Origin of the sequence: Pseudomonas sp. IT-P294, assembly GCF_949767865.1 — a bacterium.
Lineage (GTDB): Bacteria > Pseudomonadota > Gammaproteobacteria > Pseudomonadales > Pseudomonadaceae > Aquipseudomonas.
Map to the genome: position 1 here is coordinate 13,302 of NZ_CATKQW010000001.1, position 14,427 is coordinate 27,728.

At 60.3% G+C, this 14,427-nt stretch carries 14 protein-coding genes; 10 read left to right on the plus strand and 4 right to left on the minus strand.

Features of this window, described 5'->3' with window-relative positions; translation table 11 throughout:
• Positions 1 to 3 precede the first annotated feature (3 nt).
• Entirely contained in the window at positions 4 to 618 is a 615-nt protein-coding gene (locus tag ACM6I0_RS00080; RefSeq protein ID WP_414921209.1) for an NAD(P)-dependent oxidoreductase, read from the plus strand.
• A 124-nt stretch (positions 619 to 742) separates the two neighbouring features.
• Here ACM6I0_RS00080 and ACM6I0_RS00085 read toward each other — a convergent pair whose 3' ends face one another.
• On the minus strand, positions 743 to 1,627 hold the full coding sequence (locus ACM6I0_RS00085) for a LysR substrate-binding domain-containing protein (RefSeq protein WP_285429563.1): 885 nt from the start codon (positions 1,625 to 1,627) through the stop codon (positions 743 to 745).
• A gap of 159 nt (positions 1,628 to 1,786) precedes the next feature.
• Here ACM6I0_RS00085 and ACM6I0_RS00090 point away from each other — a divergent pair, with 159 nt between their 5' ends.
• The 6 genes from ACM6I0_RS00090 to ACM6I0_RS00115 all read left to right on the plus strand — a co-directional run bounded on the left by ACM6I0_RS00090 (position 1,787) and on the right by ACM6I0_RS00115 (position 9,225).
• On the plus strand, positions 1,787 to 3,424 hold the full coding sequence (locus ACM6I0_RS00090) for a 5-guanidino-2-oxopentanoate decarboxylase (RefSeq protein ID WP_414921210.1): 1,638 nt from the start codon (positions 1,787 to 1,789) through the stop codon (positions 3,422 to 3,424).
• A gap of 8 nt (positions 3,425 to 3,432) precedes the next feature.
• A complete protein-coding gene (locus ACM6I0_RS00095) occupies positions 3,433 to 4,881 on the plus strand; it encodes an aldehyde dehydrogenase family protein (protein WP_414921211.1) in 1,449 nt (482 codons plus the stop codon).
• 217 nt (positions 4,882 to 5,098) lie between these two features.
• Entirely contained in the window at positions 5,099 to 6,202 is a 1,104-nt protein-coding gene (locus tag ACM6I0_RS00100; protein WP_414921212.1) for an ABC transporter substrate-binding protein, read from the plus strand.
• A gap of 195 nt (positions 6,203 to 6,397) precedes the next feature.
• Positions 6,398 to 7,306 carry an ABC transporter permease gene (locus ACM6I0_RS00105; RefSeq protein WP_285429567.1) on the plus strand — a complete coding sequence of 303 codons (909 nt, stop codon included), beginning with the start codon at positions 6,398 to 6,400 and terminating at the stop codon, positions 7,304 to 7,306.
• Positions 7,303 to 8,151 (plus strand): ABC transporter permease, encoded by an 849-nt coding sequence (locus ACM6I0_RS00110; RefSeq protein ID WP_090187568.1) that lies wholly within the window; start codon positions 7,303 to 7,305, stop codon positions 8,149 to 8,151. The genes ACM6I0_RS00105 and ACM6I0_RS00110 overlap by 4 nt, the downstream gene beginning before the upstream one ends.
• Before the next feature lie 18 nt (positions 8,152 to 8,169).
• A complete protein-coding gene (locus ACM6I0_RS00115; protein ID WP_285429569.1) occupies positions 8,170 to 9,225 on the plus strand; it encodes an ABC transporter ATP-binding protein in 1,056 nt (351 codons plus the stop codon).
• 153 nt (positions 9,226 to 9,378) lie between these two features.
• Here the strand turns inward: ACM6I0_RS00115 and ACM6I0_RS00120 are convergent, their stop codons facing one another.
• Entirely contained in the window at positions 9,379 to 10,308 is a 930-nt protein-coding gene (locus ACM6I0_RS00120; RefSeq protein WP_285429571.1) for an AraC family transcriptional regulator, read from the minus strand.
• A 335-nt stretch (positions 10,309 to 10,643) separates the two neighbouring features.
• Between ACM6I0_RS00120 and ACM6I0_RS00125 the strand changes: the two genes are divergently transcribed.
• Entirely contained in the window at positions 10,644 to 10,997 is a 354-nt protein-coding gene (locus ACM6I0_RS00125) for a putative quinol monooxygenase (protein WP_285429573.1), read from the plus strand.
• A gap of 41 nt (positions 10,998 to 11,038) precedes the next feature.
• Positions 11,039 to 11,269 carry a hypothetical protein gene (locus ACM6I0_RS00130; RefSeq protein ID WP_285429575.1) on the plus strand — a complete coding sequence of 77 codons (231 nt, stop codon included), beginning with the start codon at positions 11,039 to 11,041 and terminating at the stop codon, positions 11,267 to 11,269.
• Position 11,270: 1 nt separating this feature from the next.
• Here ACM6I0_RS00130 and ACM6I0_RS00135 read toward each other — a convergent pair whose 3' ends face one another.
• The gene (locus ACM6I0_RS00135; RefSeq protein WP_414921213.1) at positions 11,271 to 11,900 is read right to left on the minus strand and encodes a flavin reductase family protein; all 630 of its coding nucleotides are present in this window, start codon (positions 11,898 to 11,900) and stop codon (positions 11,271 to 11,273) included.
• A gap of 231 nt (positions 11,901 to 12,131) precedes the next feature.
• On the opposite strand from ACM6I0_RS00135, the gene ACM6I0_RS00140 reads away from it, so the two are divergent.
• On the plus strand, positions 12,132 to 12,887 hold the full coding sequence (locus ACM6I0_RS00140) for a hypothetical protein (protein WP_285429578.1): 756 nt from the start codon (positions 12,132 to 12,134) through the stop codon (positions 12,885 to 12,887).
• Positions 12,888 to 13,005: 118 nt separating this feature from the next.
• On the opposite strand, the gene ACM6I0_RS00145 is transcribed toward ACM6I0_RS00140, so the two are convergent.
• A complete protein-coding gene (locus ACM6I0_RS00145) occupies positions 13,006 to 14,325 on the minus strand; it encodes an MFS transporter (RefSeq protein WP_285429580.1) in 1,320 nt (439 codons plus the stop codon).
• Between the last annotated feature and the right edge of the window lie 102 nt (positions 14,326 to 14,427).

Consider the following 14,427-nt stretch of genomic DNA (forward strand, 5'->3'; position numbering starts at 1 on the left):
GTCATGAGCAAGATCGCAATCATTGGTGCCACCGGTCGCGCCGGTAGCCAACTGCTGGAAGAAGCCCTGCGTCGCGGCCACAGCGTCACCGCCATTGCCCGCGACACCTCGAAAATCGCCCCGCGTGCCGGGGTGGTTGCCAGGAATGTCGATGCGCTTGATGCCCAAGCGTTGCAAGCAGCCATCGCCGGCCATGACGTGGTGATCAGTGCCGCGCACTTTGCGACCCTGCCTGCCAGCGCCGTTGTCGGGCCGGTGAAAAAAGCCGGGGTGAAACGTCTGCTGGTGGTGGGCGGCGCGGGTTCGTTGTTGTTGCCAGACGGCACTCGCGTCATCGACAGCAAGGGCTTCCCGCCGGAGTACAAGGCTGAGGCCAGTGCCGGTGCGCAATTCCTGCAAAACCTGCGTGAAGAAAAAGACCTGGACTGGACGTTCCTGTCGCCGTCGGCGGAGTTTGTCGAAGGTGAGCGCACAGGGGCGTTTCGAATCGGCCAGGATGATTTGCTGGTGAGCAGTGCAGGGCGCAGCTGGATCACGTTTGCCGATTATGCAATTGCGATGCTTGATGAAGTGGAAACACCGAAGCATTCACGTCAGCGGTTCACTGTCGGATATTGAACTCATGATCGTTCCCACGCTCTGCGTGGGAATGCCTCAGGGGACGCTCCGCGTCCAGTGACGCGGAGCGTCACGGGCTGCATTCCCACGCAGAGCGTGGGAACGATCATCAGCGCGCTAACGATCAGTACCGCGCCTGAGCCTGCTCCACCAACCATCCCATTAGTTCGCGCAACTTCGGCGAAGGTCCAGGCTTGTCGGGGAATACCAGGTAGTACGCCAACCCCGTTTTTACTTTCAATTCAAACGGCATGACCAGCCGCCCGGCACTCAGGTCATCGCCAATCAACGACCAATCCCCAATCGCCACGCCCGTCCCCTGGGACGCCATCGACATCGCCAGGTCCAGCGTTTCGAAATGCTGACCCTTGCCGACATTGCTCAAGCGAACATTCGCGCTGGTCAGCCAGGCCTTCCAGTCCCGTTCATCACGAGTCGGGTGCAGCAGCATGTGCTGTTCCAGATCCTCGGGCTTTTGCAGGGGCACCGGACCTTCGAGCAGCGGTTTGGAACAGACCGGTGTCAGTTGTTCATCAAACAGTCGATGGGAGTCCAGTGAAGTGTCCGGCGGCACGCCATACACCACCGCCGCATCGAACTGCTCGCGATGAAAGTCCACGCCGTGCTTGACCGTGGTGGTCAATTCCACCGGCACGTCCGGACGCTCTCGCTGCCACTGCAACAGACGCGGCAGCAGCCAGCGCATCACGCACGTCGGGGCCTTGAGTTGCAGGGTTTCGCGCTTCTCGCCGATCTGCTCCACCGCCTCGTCGATCAGCCCGAAAATCTGCTGCACCCGTGGCAGCCATTCGCGTCCTTCGGCGGTCAGGGTCAGGCCCCGGGCCTGGCGAATGAACAGCTCATAACCCAGGTTTTCTTCCAGCCCGGCGATCTGCCGACTCACTGCGCCTTGGGTGATGTACAGCTGTTCGGCGGCGCGGGTGAAGTTGCAGCACTGCGCCGTGATCAGAAAAGTGTGCAGCGCCGGCAAGGGAGGCAATCGTTTCATTTGGATCCAAGGTATGACGTAAGGACATGGCTAGTATGACTTTTTATCCATTGTTGCGGCTATGTGTCGCCCGTTCCAATGAGGCCATCCCTGGACCTGCCAACTCATCATAAACACTGCGCAGGCCCGGCGTCTCAAACGAACAAAAAGGGCAATGACATGGCGACGTGCGGCGAAGTATTGGTCAAGTTACTCGAAGATTACGGGGTCGAGCAGGTGTTCGGCATTCCCGGGGTTCATACCGTTGAGCTGTACCGCGGCCTGGCCCGTTCGAGCATCAACCACGTCACTCCGCGTCACGAACAGGGCGCTGGTTTCATGGCCGACGGTTATGCACGCACCAGCGGCAAACCGGGCGTGTGCTTCATCATCACCGGCCCTGGCATGACCAACATCACCACCGCGATGGGCCAGGCTTACGCCGACTCGATCCCGATGCTGGTGATCTCCAGCGTGCAATCGCGCAGCCAGTTGGGTGGCGGTCGCGGCAAGCTGCACGAGCTGCCGAACCAGAGCGCCCTGGTGGGCGGCGTGGCGGCGTTCTCCCACACCCTGATGTCGGCCGCTGAATTGCCAGGCGTGCTGGCCCGCGCGTTTGCGCTGTTCCAGGCCGGTCGTCCGCGTCCAGTGCACATCGAAATTCCGTTGGACGTGCTGGTTGAAGAAGCCGATGACTTGCTCACCAGTCTCCCGGTGAACATCGACCGTGCGGGTGCCGCGCCAAGCGCCGTTGCTCGCATGACCGCGCTGCTGGCCGGCGCCAAGCGTCCATTGATTCTGGCCGGTGGTGGCGCCATTGACGCCGCCGCTGAGCTGACTGAGCTGGCTGAGCTGCTGGATGCGCCAGTGGCCCTGACCATCAATGCCAAAGGCATGCTCGAATCCGGCCACCCGTTGCTGATCGGTTCGACTCAGAGCCTGGTCGCGACCCGTGCCTTGGTAGCCGAGGCCGACGTGGTGCTGGCCATCGGCACTGAGCTTGCCGAGACCGATTACGACGTGACCTTCGCCGGCGGCTTCGAGATTCCTGGCGTGCTGCTGCGAGTGGACATCGACCCGGACCAGACCGTGCGCAACTACCCGCCGAAAGTCGCTTTGGTGGCGGACTCTCGCAACGCCGCCCAGGCCTTGTTGAGCGAGCTGTCCCATCACTCGCTGGCCGAGCGCCGCAACGATTGGGGCCAGGTTCGCGCCGCCCGTCTGCGCGAAGACCTCGCCGCCACGTGGGATGCCCCGACTTTGGCCCAGACCCGTTTCCTGGAAACCGTGTTGCACGAACTGCCAGACGCAGTCTTCGTCGGTGACTCGACCCAACCGGTCTACACCGGCAACCTGACCTTCAACCCGGAACGCCCGCGTCGCTGGTTCAACTCGTCCACCGGTTACGGCACCCTCGGTTACGCCTTGCCTGCGGCCATTGGCGCCTGGCTCGGTGGCAGCGTCGAGGGCGGTTCGCGTCCTCCAGTGGTGTGCCTGATCGGCGACGGCGGTCTGCAATTCACCTTGCCGGAACTGGCCAGCGCCGTTGAAGCGCGTACCCCGGTGATCGTCCTGCTGTGGAATAACCAGGGTTACGAAGAGATCAAGAAATACATGGTCAACCGCGCCATCGAGCCGGTGGGCGTGGACATCTACACCCCGGACTTCATTGGTGTCGCCAAGGCCCTGGGCTGTGCAGCCGAAGCGGTCAACAGTGTCGAGAAACTGCGCAGCGCATTGCGCCACGCCGCTGATCGTCAGGGCCCGACCCTGATTGAAATCGATCAGACCCAGTGGATGAAGGCGGTGTCGAAATGACTTTGCGCATGACGTTCCCAACGGCCCTCGATGGCCTGTACATCAACGGCCAATGGTCGGCGGGCAGCGAACACCTGCGCGTGATCAACCCGGCGACCGAAGCCCTGCTGACCACCGTCAATGGCGGCGATGAGCGCTCTGTCGAACTCGCCGTGACGGCCGCGACCGACGCCATTGCCGACTGGTCGAAAACCACCGGCGCCGAGCGCGGCGCGATCCTGCGCAAGATTGCCGCCGGGGTTCAGGCCGGCCGCGAACAACTGATGAACTTGCAGTCGAGCAACAACGGCAAGCCGCTGTTCGAAGCCGCCATCGACGTCGATGACGTGATCGCGACCTTCGAGTATTACGCCGGTCTGGCCGAAGGCCTCGATGCCAAACAAGACAGCAACGTCGAGCTGCCTACCGACGACTTCAGCGCTCGCGTGCGTCGTGAACCGTGCGGCGTGGTCGGCCTGATCGTGCCGTGGAATTTCCCGATGGTCACCACAGCGTGGAAACTCGCCCCGGCCCTGGCTGCCGGTTGCTGCGTGGTCCTCAAACCGTCGGAAGTGACGCCGTTACCCGAGCTGCAACTGGCGACCATCATCGCCGAGGCCGGTCTGCCCAAGGGCGTATTCAACCTGGTCTGCGGCACGGGGCTGGCGGTCGGTGCGCCGATGTCGGCGGACCCGCGCATCGCCAAGATTTCCTTCACCGGCAGCAATGCAGTCGGCGTACAGGTCATGCAGCGCGCGGCTGAAACCGTCAAAGGCGTGAGCCTGGAACTGGGCGGTAAATCCTCGCTGCTGGTGCTCAAGGATGCCGACCTCGATCTGGCCGTGGACGTGGCCAGCGGCGGGGGATTCTTCAACGCCGGGCAAATGTGCTCCGCCACCAGCCGCGTGCTGGTTGCTGCTGAACTGGCGGATGAATTTTTATCGAAGCTGAAAACCCGCGCTGAAGCTATTCGCGTCGCCGACCCGTTCGACCCGGACGTGGAAATGGGCGCGCTGGTCAATCAGGCGCAGTACCAGCGTGTACTCGGTCACATCGATCGTGGTCTGAGCGCCGGCGCGACGCTGGTGTGCGGCGGCAATCGCCCCGCAAACCTGCCGCGCGGATATTTTTTGCAGCCGACAATTTTCACCGACGTGCCCCAGGGCAGTGCGTTGTGGTGTGAAGAGATTTTCGGCCCGGTGATCTGCGTGCGCAGTTTTGCCAGCGAAGCCGAGGCGATTGCCCTGGCCAACGACAGCCAGTTCGGTCTGGTCGCCAGCGTGGTGACCCGTGACGCCGAAGCGGCGGATCGGGTCGCCAATGCTTTGCAGGCGGGGCTGGTGTGGATCAACGCACCGCAAGTGATCTTCCCGCAGACCGCTTGGGGTGGCTACAAGCAGAGCAGCATCGGCCGCGAATTGGGGCCGTGGGGCTTGCAGGCTTTCCAGGAAATCAAACACGTGATTCGCGCCGTCTGAAGGCACGAAAAAGGTGAGCGCATGCCTCCATACGAGGCATGCGTTGGCGTCATGGCTTCAATGAATTTTTATCGATAGTCAGGTGTTTTGCACGACCTCAGGATGAAGCGGTCGGCTCAGCTCAAGCCCTTTGAAACCGGGGGTTTAAGCGGATCCGATCGCGCGGATGCAACGGTTGCGACCAACCTCATACTTAAAAAAACAAAGGGAGTCCTTCATGGGCGAGCATGATCTAAACAGACGTCAATTCATCAAGACCGTAGGCGTAGCCTCGGTCGCAGCGGCGGCCATGAGCATGCCGTTCATCAAGGCCAATGCCAGCGACACGCGCTTTGCGGGCAAAACCCTGCGGTTGCTGACCTGGTCCGATGACACCGGCCTCGCGGCACTGCGCAACATTGCCGCGACCTTCGAAGACAAATACGGCTGCAAGGTCATCGCTGACCGCACCGGCAGCACCTCGGAAATGGTCGCCAAGCTCAAGGCTGGCGGTGATCGTCCGCAGTACGACGTCATCACCCTGGCGGGCGTCGGTGCCGAAGGTCTGGCGGCGGCTAACCTGCTGGAAAAACCCGATCTCAACCGCATTCCCAACCTGGTCGACGTGCCGGAGAAATACCGCACCGGCGCCAATGGCCACGGTATCGGTTACCTGCTCTGGTGCAACAGCCTGGTCTACAGCACCCGCACCCTCAAGGAAGCGCCGGACAGCTATGCGTCGCTGTGGGATCCGGAGTTGGCTCCGAACATCTTCCTGCCGCCGCCGAACTGGACCGAAGCGATGGACCTGATCATCATCGCCGCCAAACTGGCCGGTGGTGACGAGCACAACATCGAGCCTGGCTTCAAGAAACTCGCCGAGCTCAAAAGTCGCGTGGTCACCCTGGGTGAAAACCCGAACCAGATCGCCGAGCTGTTCCGCACCGGTTCCCTGGACATGGGCGGCCTGTACGCCCCGGCGTTCTTCCCGAAACAGATTCGCGACCCGGCCTACGGCCTGAGTGCTACCTTTGGCATGAAGGAAGGTTTCTACACCGACTTGATGCAATCGGTGATGCCGAAGAACCGTCCGGGCGACACCGACATGGCGTACGCCTTCATCAACCACTCTCTGGACCCGCTGGTACAGGGCAAGATGGCTGAAGATATCTACAACGGCCCGGTCAACTCCAAGGCGATCATCTCCGCCGAAGCGCGCAAGAGCCCGTACATCCTCACGCCTGAGCAGATTGCCGAGAAGGCGATCATGCACGACAACGCCTTCCTGGCCACCGTGCATGACCAATGGATTCGTCGCTACACGGAAATCTTTTCTTCCTGATCGAGTGACAAAACACAGGATCTTCAACCACTGAAGATCCCCTGTGGTAGCGAGCCTGCTCGCGATTGCTGACAGTCATTCAACATTGATGTCGACTGTTACACCGCTATCGCGAGCAGGCTCACTCCTACAGGGGGCGATGTGGTTTTGGGGCTTGTGTTTTGTCAGCTGCTTTCCATTGACGAGACCCTTGCTATGGAACACCAACCTCTGACTCATCCGGTCGCCGCCGCTGCATCGCGCGCTCCCCGGGGTGTTTCGCCGACGACGCGTGCCTGGTTTTTCCTCTCGCCGTCGATGCTGTTTCTGGGCGTGCTGATCGCCGCCAGCCTGCTGGTCTTGCGCATGAGCGTGGGCACCAAAGGCGCGGAATGGACCGGGTTCAGCCTGGCCAGTTATGCCCAGTTGCTGGAACCGTATTACCTCAAATCCTTGCTGCTGACCCTGCGCCTGGCGCTGATCAGCGCAGTGATCGCGGTCATCCTGGCGATCCCGGTGGCCTACACCATGTCGCGCCTGACCTCACCGTTTGTGCGACGGATTTTCCTTGCCGCCGTGTTGCTGCCTCTGCTGGTCAACCTGTTGCTGCAAAGCTACGGCTGGCTGGTGATTCTCGGTCCTGGCGGCATGCTCAATCAGGCGCTGATGGGCCTGGGCCTGATCAAGCGGCCGATCATGCTGCTCTACAACCAGAACGGCGTCTTGATGGGCCTGGTGCAAACCGCGTTCCCGTTGGCCGTGCTGCCGATTGCCAGCGCCATGCGCGGCGTCGCCCGTACGTATGAAGAAGCCGCTGCAACCTTGGGCGCGAGTCGCTTCCAGGTGTTTCGCCAAGTGGTGCTGCCGATGAGCATGCCGGGGATCATCACCGGTGCGACGTTGGTGTTTGCCTACAACGCCAGCAGCTTCGTGGTGCCTTTGCTGCTCGGTGGCCGTCGCGTGCCGATGCTGGCGGTGATGGTGCACGACCAGATCGCCCCGCTGATGAACTGGCCCGCCGCGTCCGCTGCCGGTGTGGTGTTGATTGTCACCACGCTCGCGATCATGACCTTGTCCGAATTCATCACTGGCCGTCGTCGGCGCATGCTGGAGGCTTCCCAATGAGCACCCTGACCAAGAAACGTTATGGGCTGCTGCCCGGCGAGACCGGCAAGTTTGCCGGCATCCTCTCGGGCTTCATCCTGCTGCTGGCCGTGTTGCCGATCCTGACCATGATCGTGATGTCGTTCAGCGGTGCGTCGAACCTCGACTTCCCGCCGAGCAGCTACAGCCTGCAATGGTACAAAGCCGCCTGGCACACGTTCGTCTCGCCCGATTCCAGCGATGTGCTGAGCCTGGGCAAGGCCATGACCACCAGCTTGATGGTGGCGTGCCTGACCATGGTCTTCGCGACGATTGTGGCGGTGCCGGCGGCGTACGCGCTGACCCGTTGCGAGTTCCGCGGCAAAGCCGTGGCGCTGCAATTGATGTCGCTGCCACTGGTGTTTCCGATGGTGGTGTTGGGGCTGGCGCTGCTGTTGGTGTTCGACAGCCTGCCCTTCCAGATCACTACCTCACGTCTGGTGATCGCCCATGTGATTCTGGCCCTGCCGTTCGTGGTGAAGAACTGCACCGCCGCCATGCTTTCCATCGGCAGCGAAGTCGAGGAGGCCGCGCAAATGCTCGGCGCTTCACCGCTGCGCGCGATTGTCGATGTGGTGGTGCCGTTGATGAAGTCGGGGATCCTGGCGGGCATGTTGCTGGCGTTCATCGTCTCGTTCAACGAATTCACCGTGACCTATTTCCTCTACACCATCGACGTCATGACCGTGCCGATCTGGATGTACAGCCGCACCGTGTCTTCGCTCGACCCAACCGTATTTTCGTTTGCCGTGCTGATCGTGTTGATCGACTTCGTGCTCATTTGGGCGCTGGAAAAGTTGGTTGGCGAAGGCGGCGTTTCGTTCTGATTTCTTGAGGTGATTCAAATGACTGGTCTGATTCTGGAAAACGTCGAGAAACATTACGGCTCGGCCTGCGCGGTAAAGGATGTGAACCTGCATTTGCCGGAAGGCAAACTGGTGTGTTTCCTCGGCCCGTCGGGCTGCGGCAAAACCACCTTGCTGCGCATGATCGCCGGGCTTGAAACCCTGAGCGGCGGCGAGATTCGCCTGGACGGTGAAGACATCGGCCACACGCCGGCGCACCAGCGCAATTTCGGCATGGTTTTTCAATCCCTGGCGCTGTTTCCACACATGACGGTGGGCGAGAACATCGCCTATCCGTTGAAACTGCGTGGCGTCAGCAAGGCTGATCAGCAGGCGCGAGTGGTGGAGTTGCTGGAGCTGATTCAACTGAGCGAGATGATTGATCGCCCGGTGGCGAAGCTGTCTGGCGGTCAACGCCAGCGCGTGGCGATTGCCCGGGCGATTGCCAACCACCCGAAAATCCTTCTGCTCGACGAACCGCTGTCGGCGCTGGACGCCAAGCTGCGCGAGTCGATGCAGGTGGAAATCCGTCAACTGCAACAGCGCCTGAACATCACCACGATCATGGTGACCCACGATCAACGTGAAGCCATGACCATGGCCGATATCGTCGTTGTACTGGGCGAGCATCGGGTGCAGCAAGTCGGTTCGCCGATTGAAATCTACCGGCACCCGGCCAACGAATTTGTCGCGGACTTTATTGGCTCCGGCAACATCTTCCCGGCCACCGCGCTGGGCAACGGCAAAGTCGGTTTGCCCGGTGGCGATGCGCTGGAAGTGCCGATCTGCAGCAGCATTGTGGTCGGTGAGAAAGTGAAGATGCTGATCCGTCCTGAAGACCTGCAACTGTCGCACCCGCAGGCGACGGCGGGTAACCGGTTGCTGGGCAAGGTGACGTTCGTGCGCGACATTGGCGCGACGATTGAAACGACCGTGGAGTGTTCCGGGGTGTCGTTTACGGCGTTGAGCACTCCGTGCCAGGGGTTCGGGTTGAGCATTGGCAACCCGGTGTCGGTGACCTTGCCGGCCGAGGCTTGCCGCGTGTTGAGCGCCTGATCCGGATTTGAAGTCGGCCTTGCTGGCCTCATCGCGAGCAGGCTCACTCCCACATTAGATCTCCTGTGAACACAAAATGTGTGAACAGCTCAAATCAACTGTGGGAGCGAGCCTGCTCGCGATAGGGCCGGCAAAATCACCGCAAAAATCCGATCAGACCGATAACCGCAACCGCGCCAAATCCCGCAACGGCGGCGCGCCGAACAACCGGCTGTACTCGCGACTGAACTGCGAAGGGCTTTCATACCCCACCCGATACCCCGCCGCTGAAGCTTCCAACCCCTCCGCCAGCATCAACCGCCGCGCTTCCTGCAACCGCAGCTGCTTCTGATATTGCAGCGGACTCATCGCCGTCATCGCCTTGAACCGGTGATGCAACGTCGACACGCTCAGGTTCACTTCCTTGGCCAGATCATCAATGCGCAAGGGTTGCTCATAGTTGCCATTGAGCCACTTGATCGCCTGGCTGATGCGATGGCTCTGGCTATTGGCAATGGCAATCTCATAGAGCCGGTGGCCCTGCTGACTGCGCAACAGCCGATACAGAATCTCCCTTCGAATCAGTGGCGCGAGCATGGCGATGTCTTTCGGGCTATCGAGCAAACGCGCCAGGCGCAGCACGGCGTCGAGCATCGCGGAGTCGATCCGTTCGACATACAAGCCGCGCCCCGTGGGACGTGTGGGGACGCCGAGAGGGCCGGCGTCGGCAATCAGCGCGGTAATCTCTGCCGGGTCGATGTCCAGCCGCACGGCGAGGATCGGCTCTTCAGAGGTGACATTCACCACTCGTCCGCTCAAGGGCATCGAGACGGACACCACCAGGTAATTCAGCGGATCGTAATTGAAGTATTCGTCAGCCAGCCGGACCTCTTTACGGCCCTGCGCCATGATGCACAACGCCGGTTGCGCCAGCACCGGGGCAAAGTCATGGGACTTGCTGTGTTTGGACATGAACAGTGAGCCGATGGCAGTCGCATAATTGCCATCCTCCATCGTGTTGCGACGGATGATCGCGGCCAGTTCTGCGCGCTGTTTCTCCATGTCGGCATCCAGCGGGGCTTGAAAGTGATCGAGCGACGACATGCAAGGCATCCTCGGCTGAGCATTGGTAATGGGCTGAGCTTATGTTTGTGCAAGGACCGGCGGTAGACACATCCTGCCTCAAGCTTGCCTGATTCTGCACGCAGTGAATAAACGGTGCCTTTATGGCTGCGTAATGTCGGGGAAACTTGCTTGAATGCCGTATTCCATCGATGTGAATGTGGTTACAAGTTTTTACAGGTTATCTGAGACACCGCGCAGGATTGTGCAATACGGCGGCAGGAATCGACTAACCGCGCTTTAACCGGCGCGTTTAACCTTGGATCCTGTCGCAGCCCGTCCCACGGCTGCAACCGGACTACCTGGGAGGGTTGAACATGTCTACGCAGATCCCCGTCAGTCATATGGCTTTTGTCCGTGCCCGCGCCGGGCGTTCGGCGGAACTCGGTGCGCGCCTGAGCGCCTTGATCGAGCCGTCCCGCAGCGCACCGGGTTGCCTGAGCTTTGCCCTGCAGCATTCACAATGCGATCCGGAGTTGTGGCTGGTGTCCGGTTTCTGGACGAACCAGCAGGCCATGACCGCGTACTTCGGCACCCCTGCCATGGAGGTTTTTGCCCGGTTGGTGCAGGACCTGGTCGTCAACAGCCTGGATTTTCATACCTTCAAGGATGTGTCGGCCGCCCAGGCGCTGGGCCAGACCGAGTCATGGGTACACAAAATGGCGGGTTGAGGGTTTAATGGTGCAACTCTCAATTAACCAGGATTCGCGACATGGCACGCAAAGCCTTTGATCATTTCGAAGCTGTTTCCGCTGTAGTACCGGGTGAGGGTGGTTATCACGCCGCGATTGCCGTCAAGGCCTTGGATGGTTCGGGTGCGCCACGCTTTCACAAAGTGCTTGAGGGGCAAATCTTCAAAACGGCAAACGAGGCCGACCTGGCTGCCGCCAAAGAGCTGACCCACCTCAAGGACGTCAAAGAAGACACCGATTTGCTCTGGTAGGTTATTTCTTCGCCCCCGGGCGATACATCTTGAACAGCGCTTCTGGCCCCAGCTGGAAATAATCCGCTGGCCCGCCGCCGCGCAGAATCGGTTCTGCCGCGGCGGTGTCGTACACCCCATCCTTCAACAGCCATTTGGCGATATGCACGGCGACCACTTCGCCGAGAATCAGCCAGCTTGGCACCACGTTTCCGTCCGCCCGCTGCAACTGAATGATCTGCGTGACCTTGCACTCGAAGGACACCGGGCTTTCGGCGACGCGCGGCACCTGAATGATTTTCGAAGCAACCGGCGTCAGCCCTGACAGCTCGAACTCGTTGACCTCGGGCGGGACCATGGCGCAACTCTGGTTCATCTGCTCTGCCAGGGGCCGGGTCGCCAGGTTCCAGGCGAATTCACCGGTCTGTTCGATGTTGTTCAGGCTGTCTTTACGGCCGATGCTGGAAAACCCGATGATCGGCGGAATGTAGTTAAAGGCGTTGAAGAAGCTGTAAGGCGCCAGGTTCAGGCGGCCGTTGGCGTCCTGGGAGGAAATCCAGCCGATGGGCCGTGGGCCGACGATGGCGTTGAACGGATCGTGCGGCAGACCGTGGCCGTTGGCGGGTTCGTAGAAGTGGATGTCGTCAGCCATGGCACAAATTCCTGGGTTCTCGATAGGCGGTCATGGTGCAAGGGCCTGCGGGATAATTCCAGTCGATCTTCGATCAAGGAGGAGCGAGCTTGCTCGTGAAACTCACTCATTGGCGTACGTGACAGATTTTTCATAAAGCACTTACCTATTTTTCACCGGTCCGCCGTCAGTCTGCGCCACGACTATTACCTGTGAAAAACGGTCGACATGACCGATGGAGTTCTACCCGCAATGAATAAGCTTCCACAAATCACCCTGGCGTTCTGGGTGATGAAAATCTGCGCGACGACCCTGGGGGAAACCGCCGGAGATTTGCTGTCGATGACCCTCAACGTCGGTTACGCCATCAGCTCGCTGATTTTGATCAGCGTGTTCGTCCTGACCCTGGTTGCACAGCTGCTGTCGAAAACCTACAAGCCGATGCTGTACTGGATCGTGATCCTGTCGACCAGCACGGCGGGCACCACCATGTCGGATTTCATGGACCGCACGCTTGAACTCGGCTACGCCACGGGCTCGATGATCCTGATCGCGATTCTGCTGGGGATATTTGCCGCCTGGCGCATGAGCGGTGATTCGCTGAACGTCACCAAGGTCCAGACCTTTCGCGGCGAGATGTTCTACTGGATGGCGATTCTGTTTTCCAACACCTTGGGCACGGCGCTGGGCGATTACCTGGCGGACGACTCTGGCTTGGGCTTTGCCGGTGGCGCGCTGTTTATTGGCTCGACCATTGCGGTGGTGGTGCTGCTCAAATACTTCACGAAGATTTCGTCGGTCGTGTTGTTCTGGGTAGCGTTCGTACTGACGCGGCCGTTCGGCGCAACGCTGGGTGATTTCCTGACCAAGCCTCATGCAAAGGGTGGTCTGGATTTCGGCACCGTCGGGTCGTCGCTGGTGTTGGCGGGGATTCTGGTGGTGATGATTGCCGGGGCTTCTTACGCACAGAACAAGTACGCGAAGCCTGCGGTTGCCGAGTTGACTTGATACCGAGGTAAGGCCATCGCGGGCAAGCCCGCCCCCACAAGGGTTCGGTGTACACAGATCCAATGTGGGAGCGAGCTTGCTCGCGATGGGGCCATAACCGCCACCATCAATTTAACGGTCAGTCTGTCTCGATCCGCGAATGCTTGCGGGTGTCTTTCATGGTCACGTACACCAGCAACGACACCGCGATGCATGCCGTGACATACCAGTAGTAACCGGTTTCCATGCCGATGCTCTTGAACCACAGCGCGATGTATTCAGCGGTACCGCCGAAGATCGAAACCGTCAGCGCATACGGCAAACCAACGCCCAGTGCACGGATCTCGGTCGGGAACAGTTCAGCTTTGACCACGGCGTTGATCGAGGTGTAACCGCTGACAATGATCAGCGCCGCCATGATCAGGAAGAACGCGCCCCACCAGGATTGAACGGTGTGCAGGGTGGTCAGGATCGGTACGGTGAACAGTGTCCCCAGAATGCCGAAGGCAATCAGGATCGGACGTCGACCGACTTTATCCGACAACGCGCCAACGATCGGTTGCAGGCACATGAACAGGAACAGCGTCGCCGCCGAAATGGTGGTGGAGTCGGAAATGCTCATGCCGACGGTGTTCACCAGGTATTTCTGCATGTAGGTGGTGTAGGTGTAGAACGCCAGGGTGCCGCCCATGGTCAGGCCGACCACGGTCATCAGTTCCTTGGGATGGCGCATCAAGGTGCGCATGGCGCTTTCCTTGGACTTTTCCTTCTTGGTGAACGACTCGGTTTCTTCCATGCCACGACGCAAGTACAGCGCGACCACGGCACACAGTGCGCCGATGGCGAACGGGATGCGCCAGCCCCAGGCGTACAACTCTTCAGTGGTCAGCACCTGTTGCAACACGATCAGCACCGCCAACGCGATGAGCTGGCCGGAGATCAGGGTCACGTACTGGAAGCTGGAATAGAAGCCGCGACGTTCCTTGGTCGCCATCTCGCTGAGGTAAGTTGCCGAGGTGCCGTATTCGCCACCGACCGACAAACCTTGCAGCAGACGCGCGAACACCAGCAGGATCGGCGCGCCGATGCCGATGGTTTCATAGCCCGGGCTCAGGGCGATCAGCAACGAGCCGAAGCACATCAGGTAGACCGACGCCATGAGCGCGGCTTTACGACCCGCCTTGTCGGCGTAGAGGCCCATCAGCCAGCCGCCGATCGGGCGCATCAGGAAGCCCACGGCGAAGATCGCTGCGGTGTTCAACAGTTGCGCGGTGGTGTCGCCTTTGGGGAAAAAGGCCTTGGCGAAATAGAGGGAGAAGGCGGCGTAGACGTACCAGTCGTACCACTCGACCATGTTGCCGACAGAGCCGCTGAAGATCGACTTGATGCGGCTGGCAGTGGTTCTTGATTTGGCGGGCGCGGCAGCCGACCCAAGGGGCAGGGCGTTGGAGTTATCCATTGAAGGATCCTTCGTTTAATTGTTTTTGTGGAGCGCGTTGAAACGCAGCCTGTAGGGGCTATAGCAGAAGGTGTGCCAGATCGGGGAGGGCCGGTTTAGAGG

Bases quoted from the DNA above. Each gene is read 5' to 3' on its own strand.
- ACM6I0_RS00080 (WP_414921209.1), top strand. From the start codon at position 4: ATGAGCAAGATCGCAATCATTGGTGCCACCGGTCGCGCCGGTAGCCAA.
- ACM6I0_RS00085 (WP_285429563.1), bottom strand. From the start codon at position 1,627: ATGAAACGATTGCCTCCCTTGCCGGCGCTGCACACTTTTCTGATCACG.
- ACM6I0_RS00090 (WP_414921210.1), top strand. From the start codon at position 1,787: ATGGCGACGTGCGGCGAAGTATTGGTCAAGTTACTCGAAGATTACGGG.
- ACM6I0_RS00095 (WP_414921211.1), top strand. From the start codon at position 3,433: ATGACGTTCCCAACGGCCCTCGATGGCCTGTACATCAACGGCCAATGG.
- ACM6I0_RS00100 (WP_414921212.1), top strand. From the start codon at position 5,099: ATGGGCGAGCATGATCTAAACAGACGTCAATTCATCAAGACCGTAGGC.
- ACM6I0_RS00105 (WP_285429567.1), top strand. From the start codon at position 6,398: ATGGAACACCAACCTCTGACTCATCCGGTCGCCGCCGCTGCATCGCGC.
- ACM6I0_RS00110 (WP_090187568.1), top strand. From the start codon at position 7,303: ATGAGCACCCTGACCAAGAAACGTTATGGGCTGCTGCCCGGCGAGACC.
- ACM6I0_RS00115 (WP_285429569.1), top strand. From the start codon at position 8,170: ATGACTGGTCTGATTCTGGAAAACGTCGAGAAACATTACGGCTCGGCC.
- ACM6I0_RS00120 (WP_285429571.1), bottom strand. From the start codon at position 10,308: ATGTCGTCGCTCGATCACTTTCAAGCCCCGCTGGATGCCGACATGGAG.
- ACM6I0_RS00125 (WP_285429573.1), top strand. From the start codon at position 10,644: ATGTCTACGCAGATCCCCGTCAGTCATATGGCTTTTGTCCGTGCCCGC.
- ACM6I0_RS00130 (WP_285429575.1), top strand. From the start codon at position 11,039: ATGGCACGCAAAGCCTTTGATCATTTCGAAGCTGTTTCCGCTGTAGTA.
- ACM6I0_RS00135 (WP_414921213.1), bottom strand. From the start codon at position 11,900: ATGGCTGACGACATCCACTTCTACGAACCCGCCAACGGCCACGGTCTG.
- ACM6I0_RS00140 (WP_285429578.1), top strand. From the start codon at position 12,132: ATGAATAAGCTTCCACAAATCACCCTGGCGTTCTGGGTGATGAAAATC.
- ACM6I0_RS00145 (WP_285429580.1), bottom strand. From the start codon at position 14,325: ATGGATAACTCCAACGCCCTGCCCCTTGGGTCGGCTGCCGCGCCCGCC.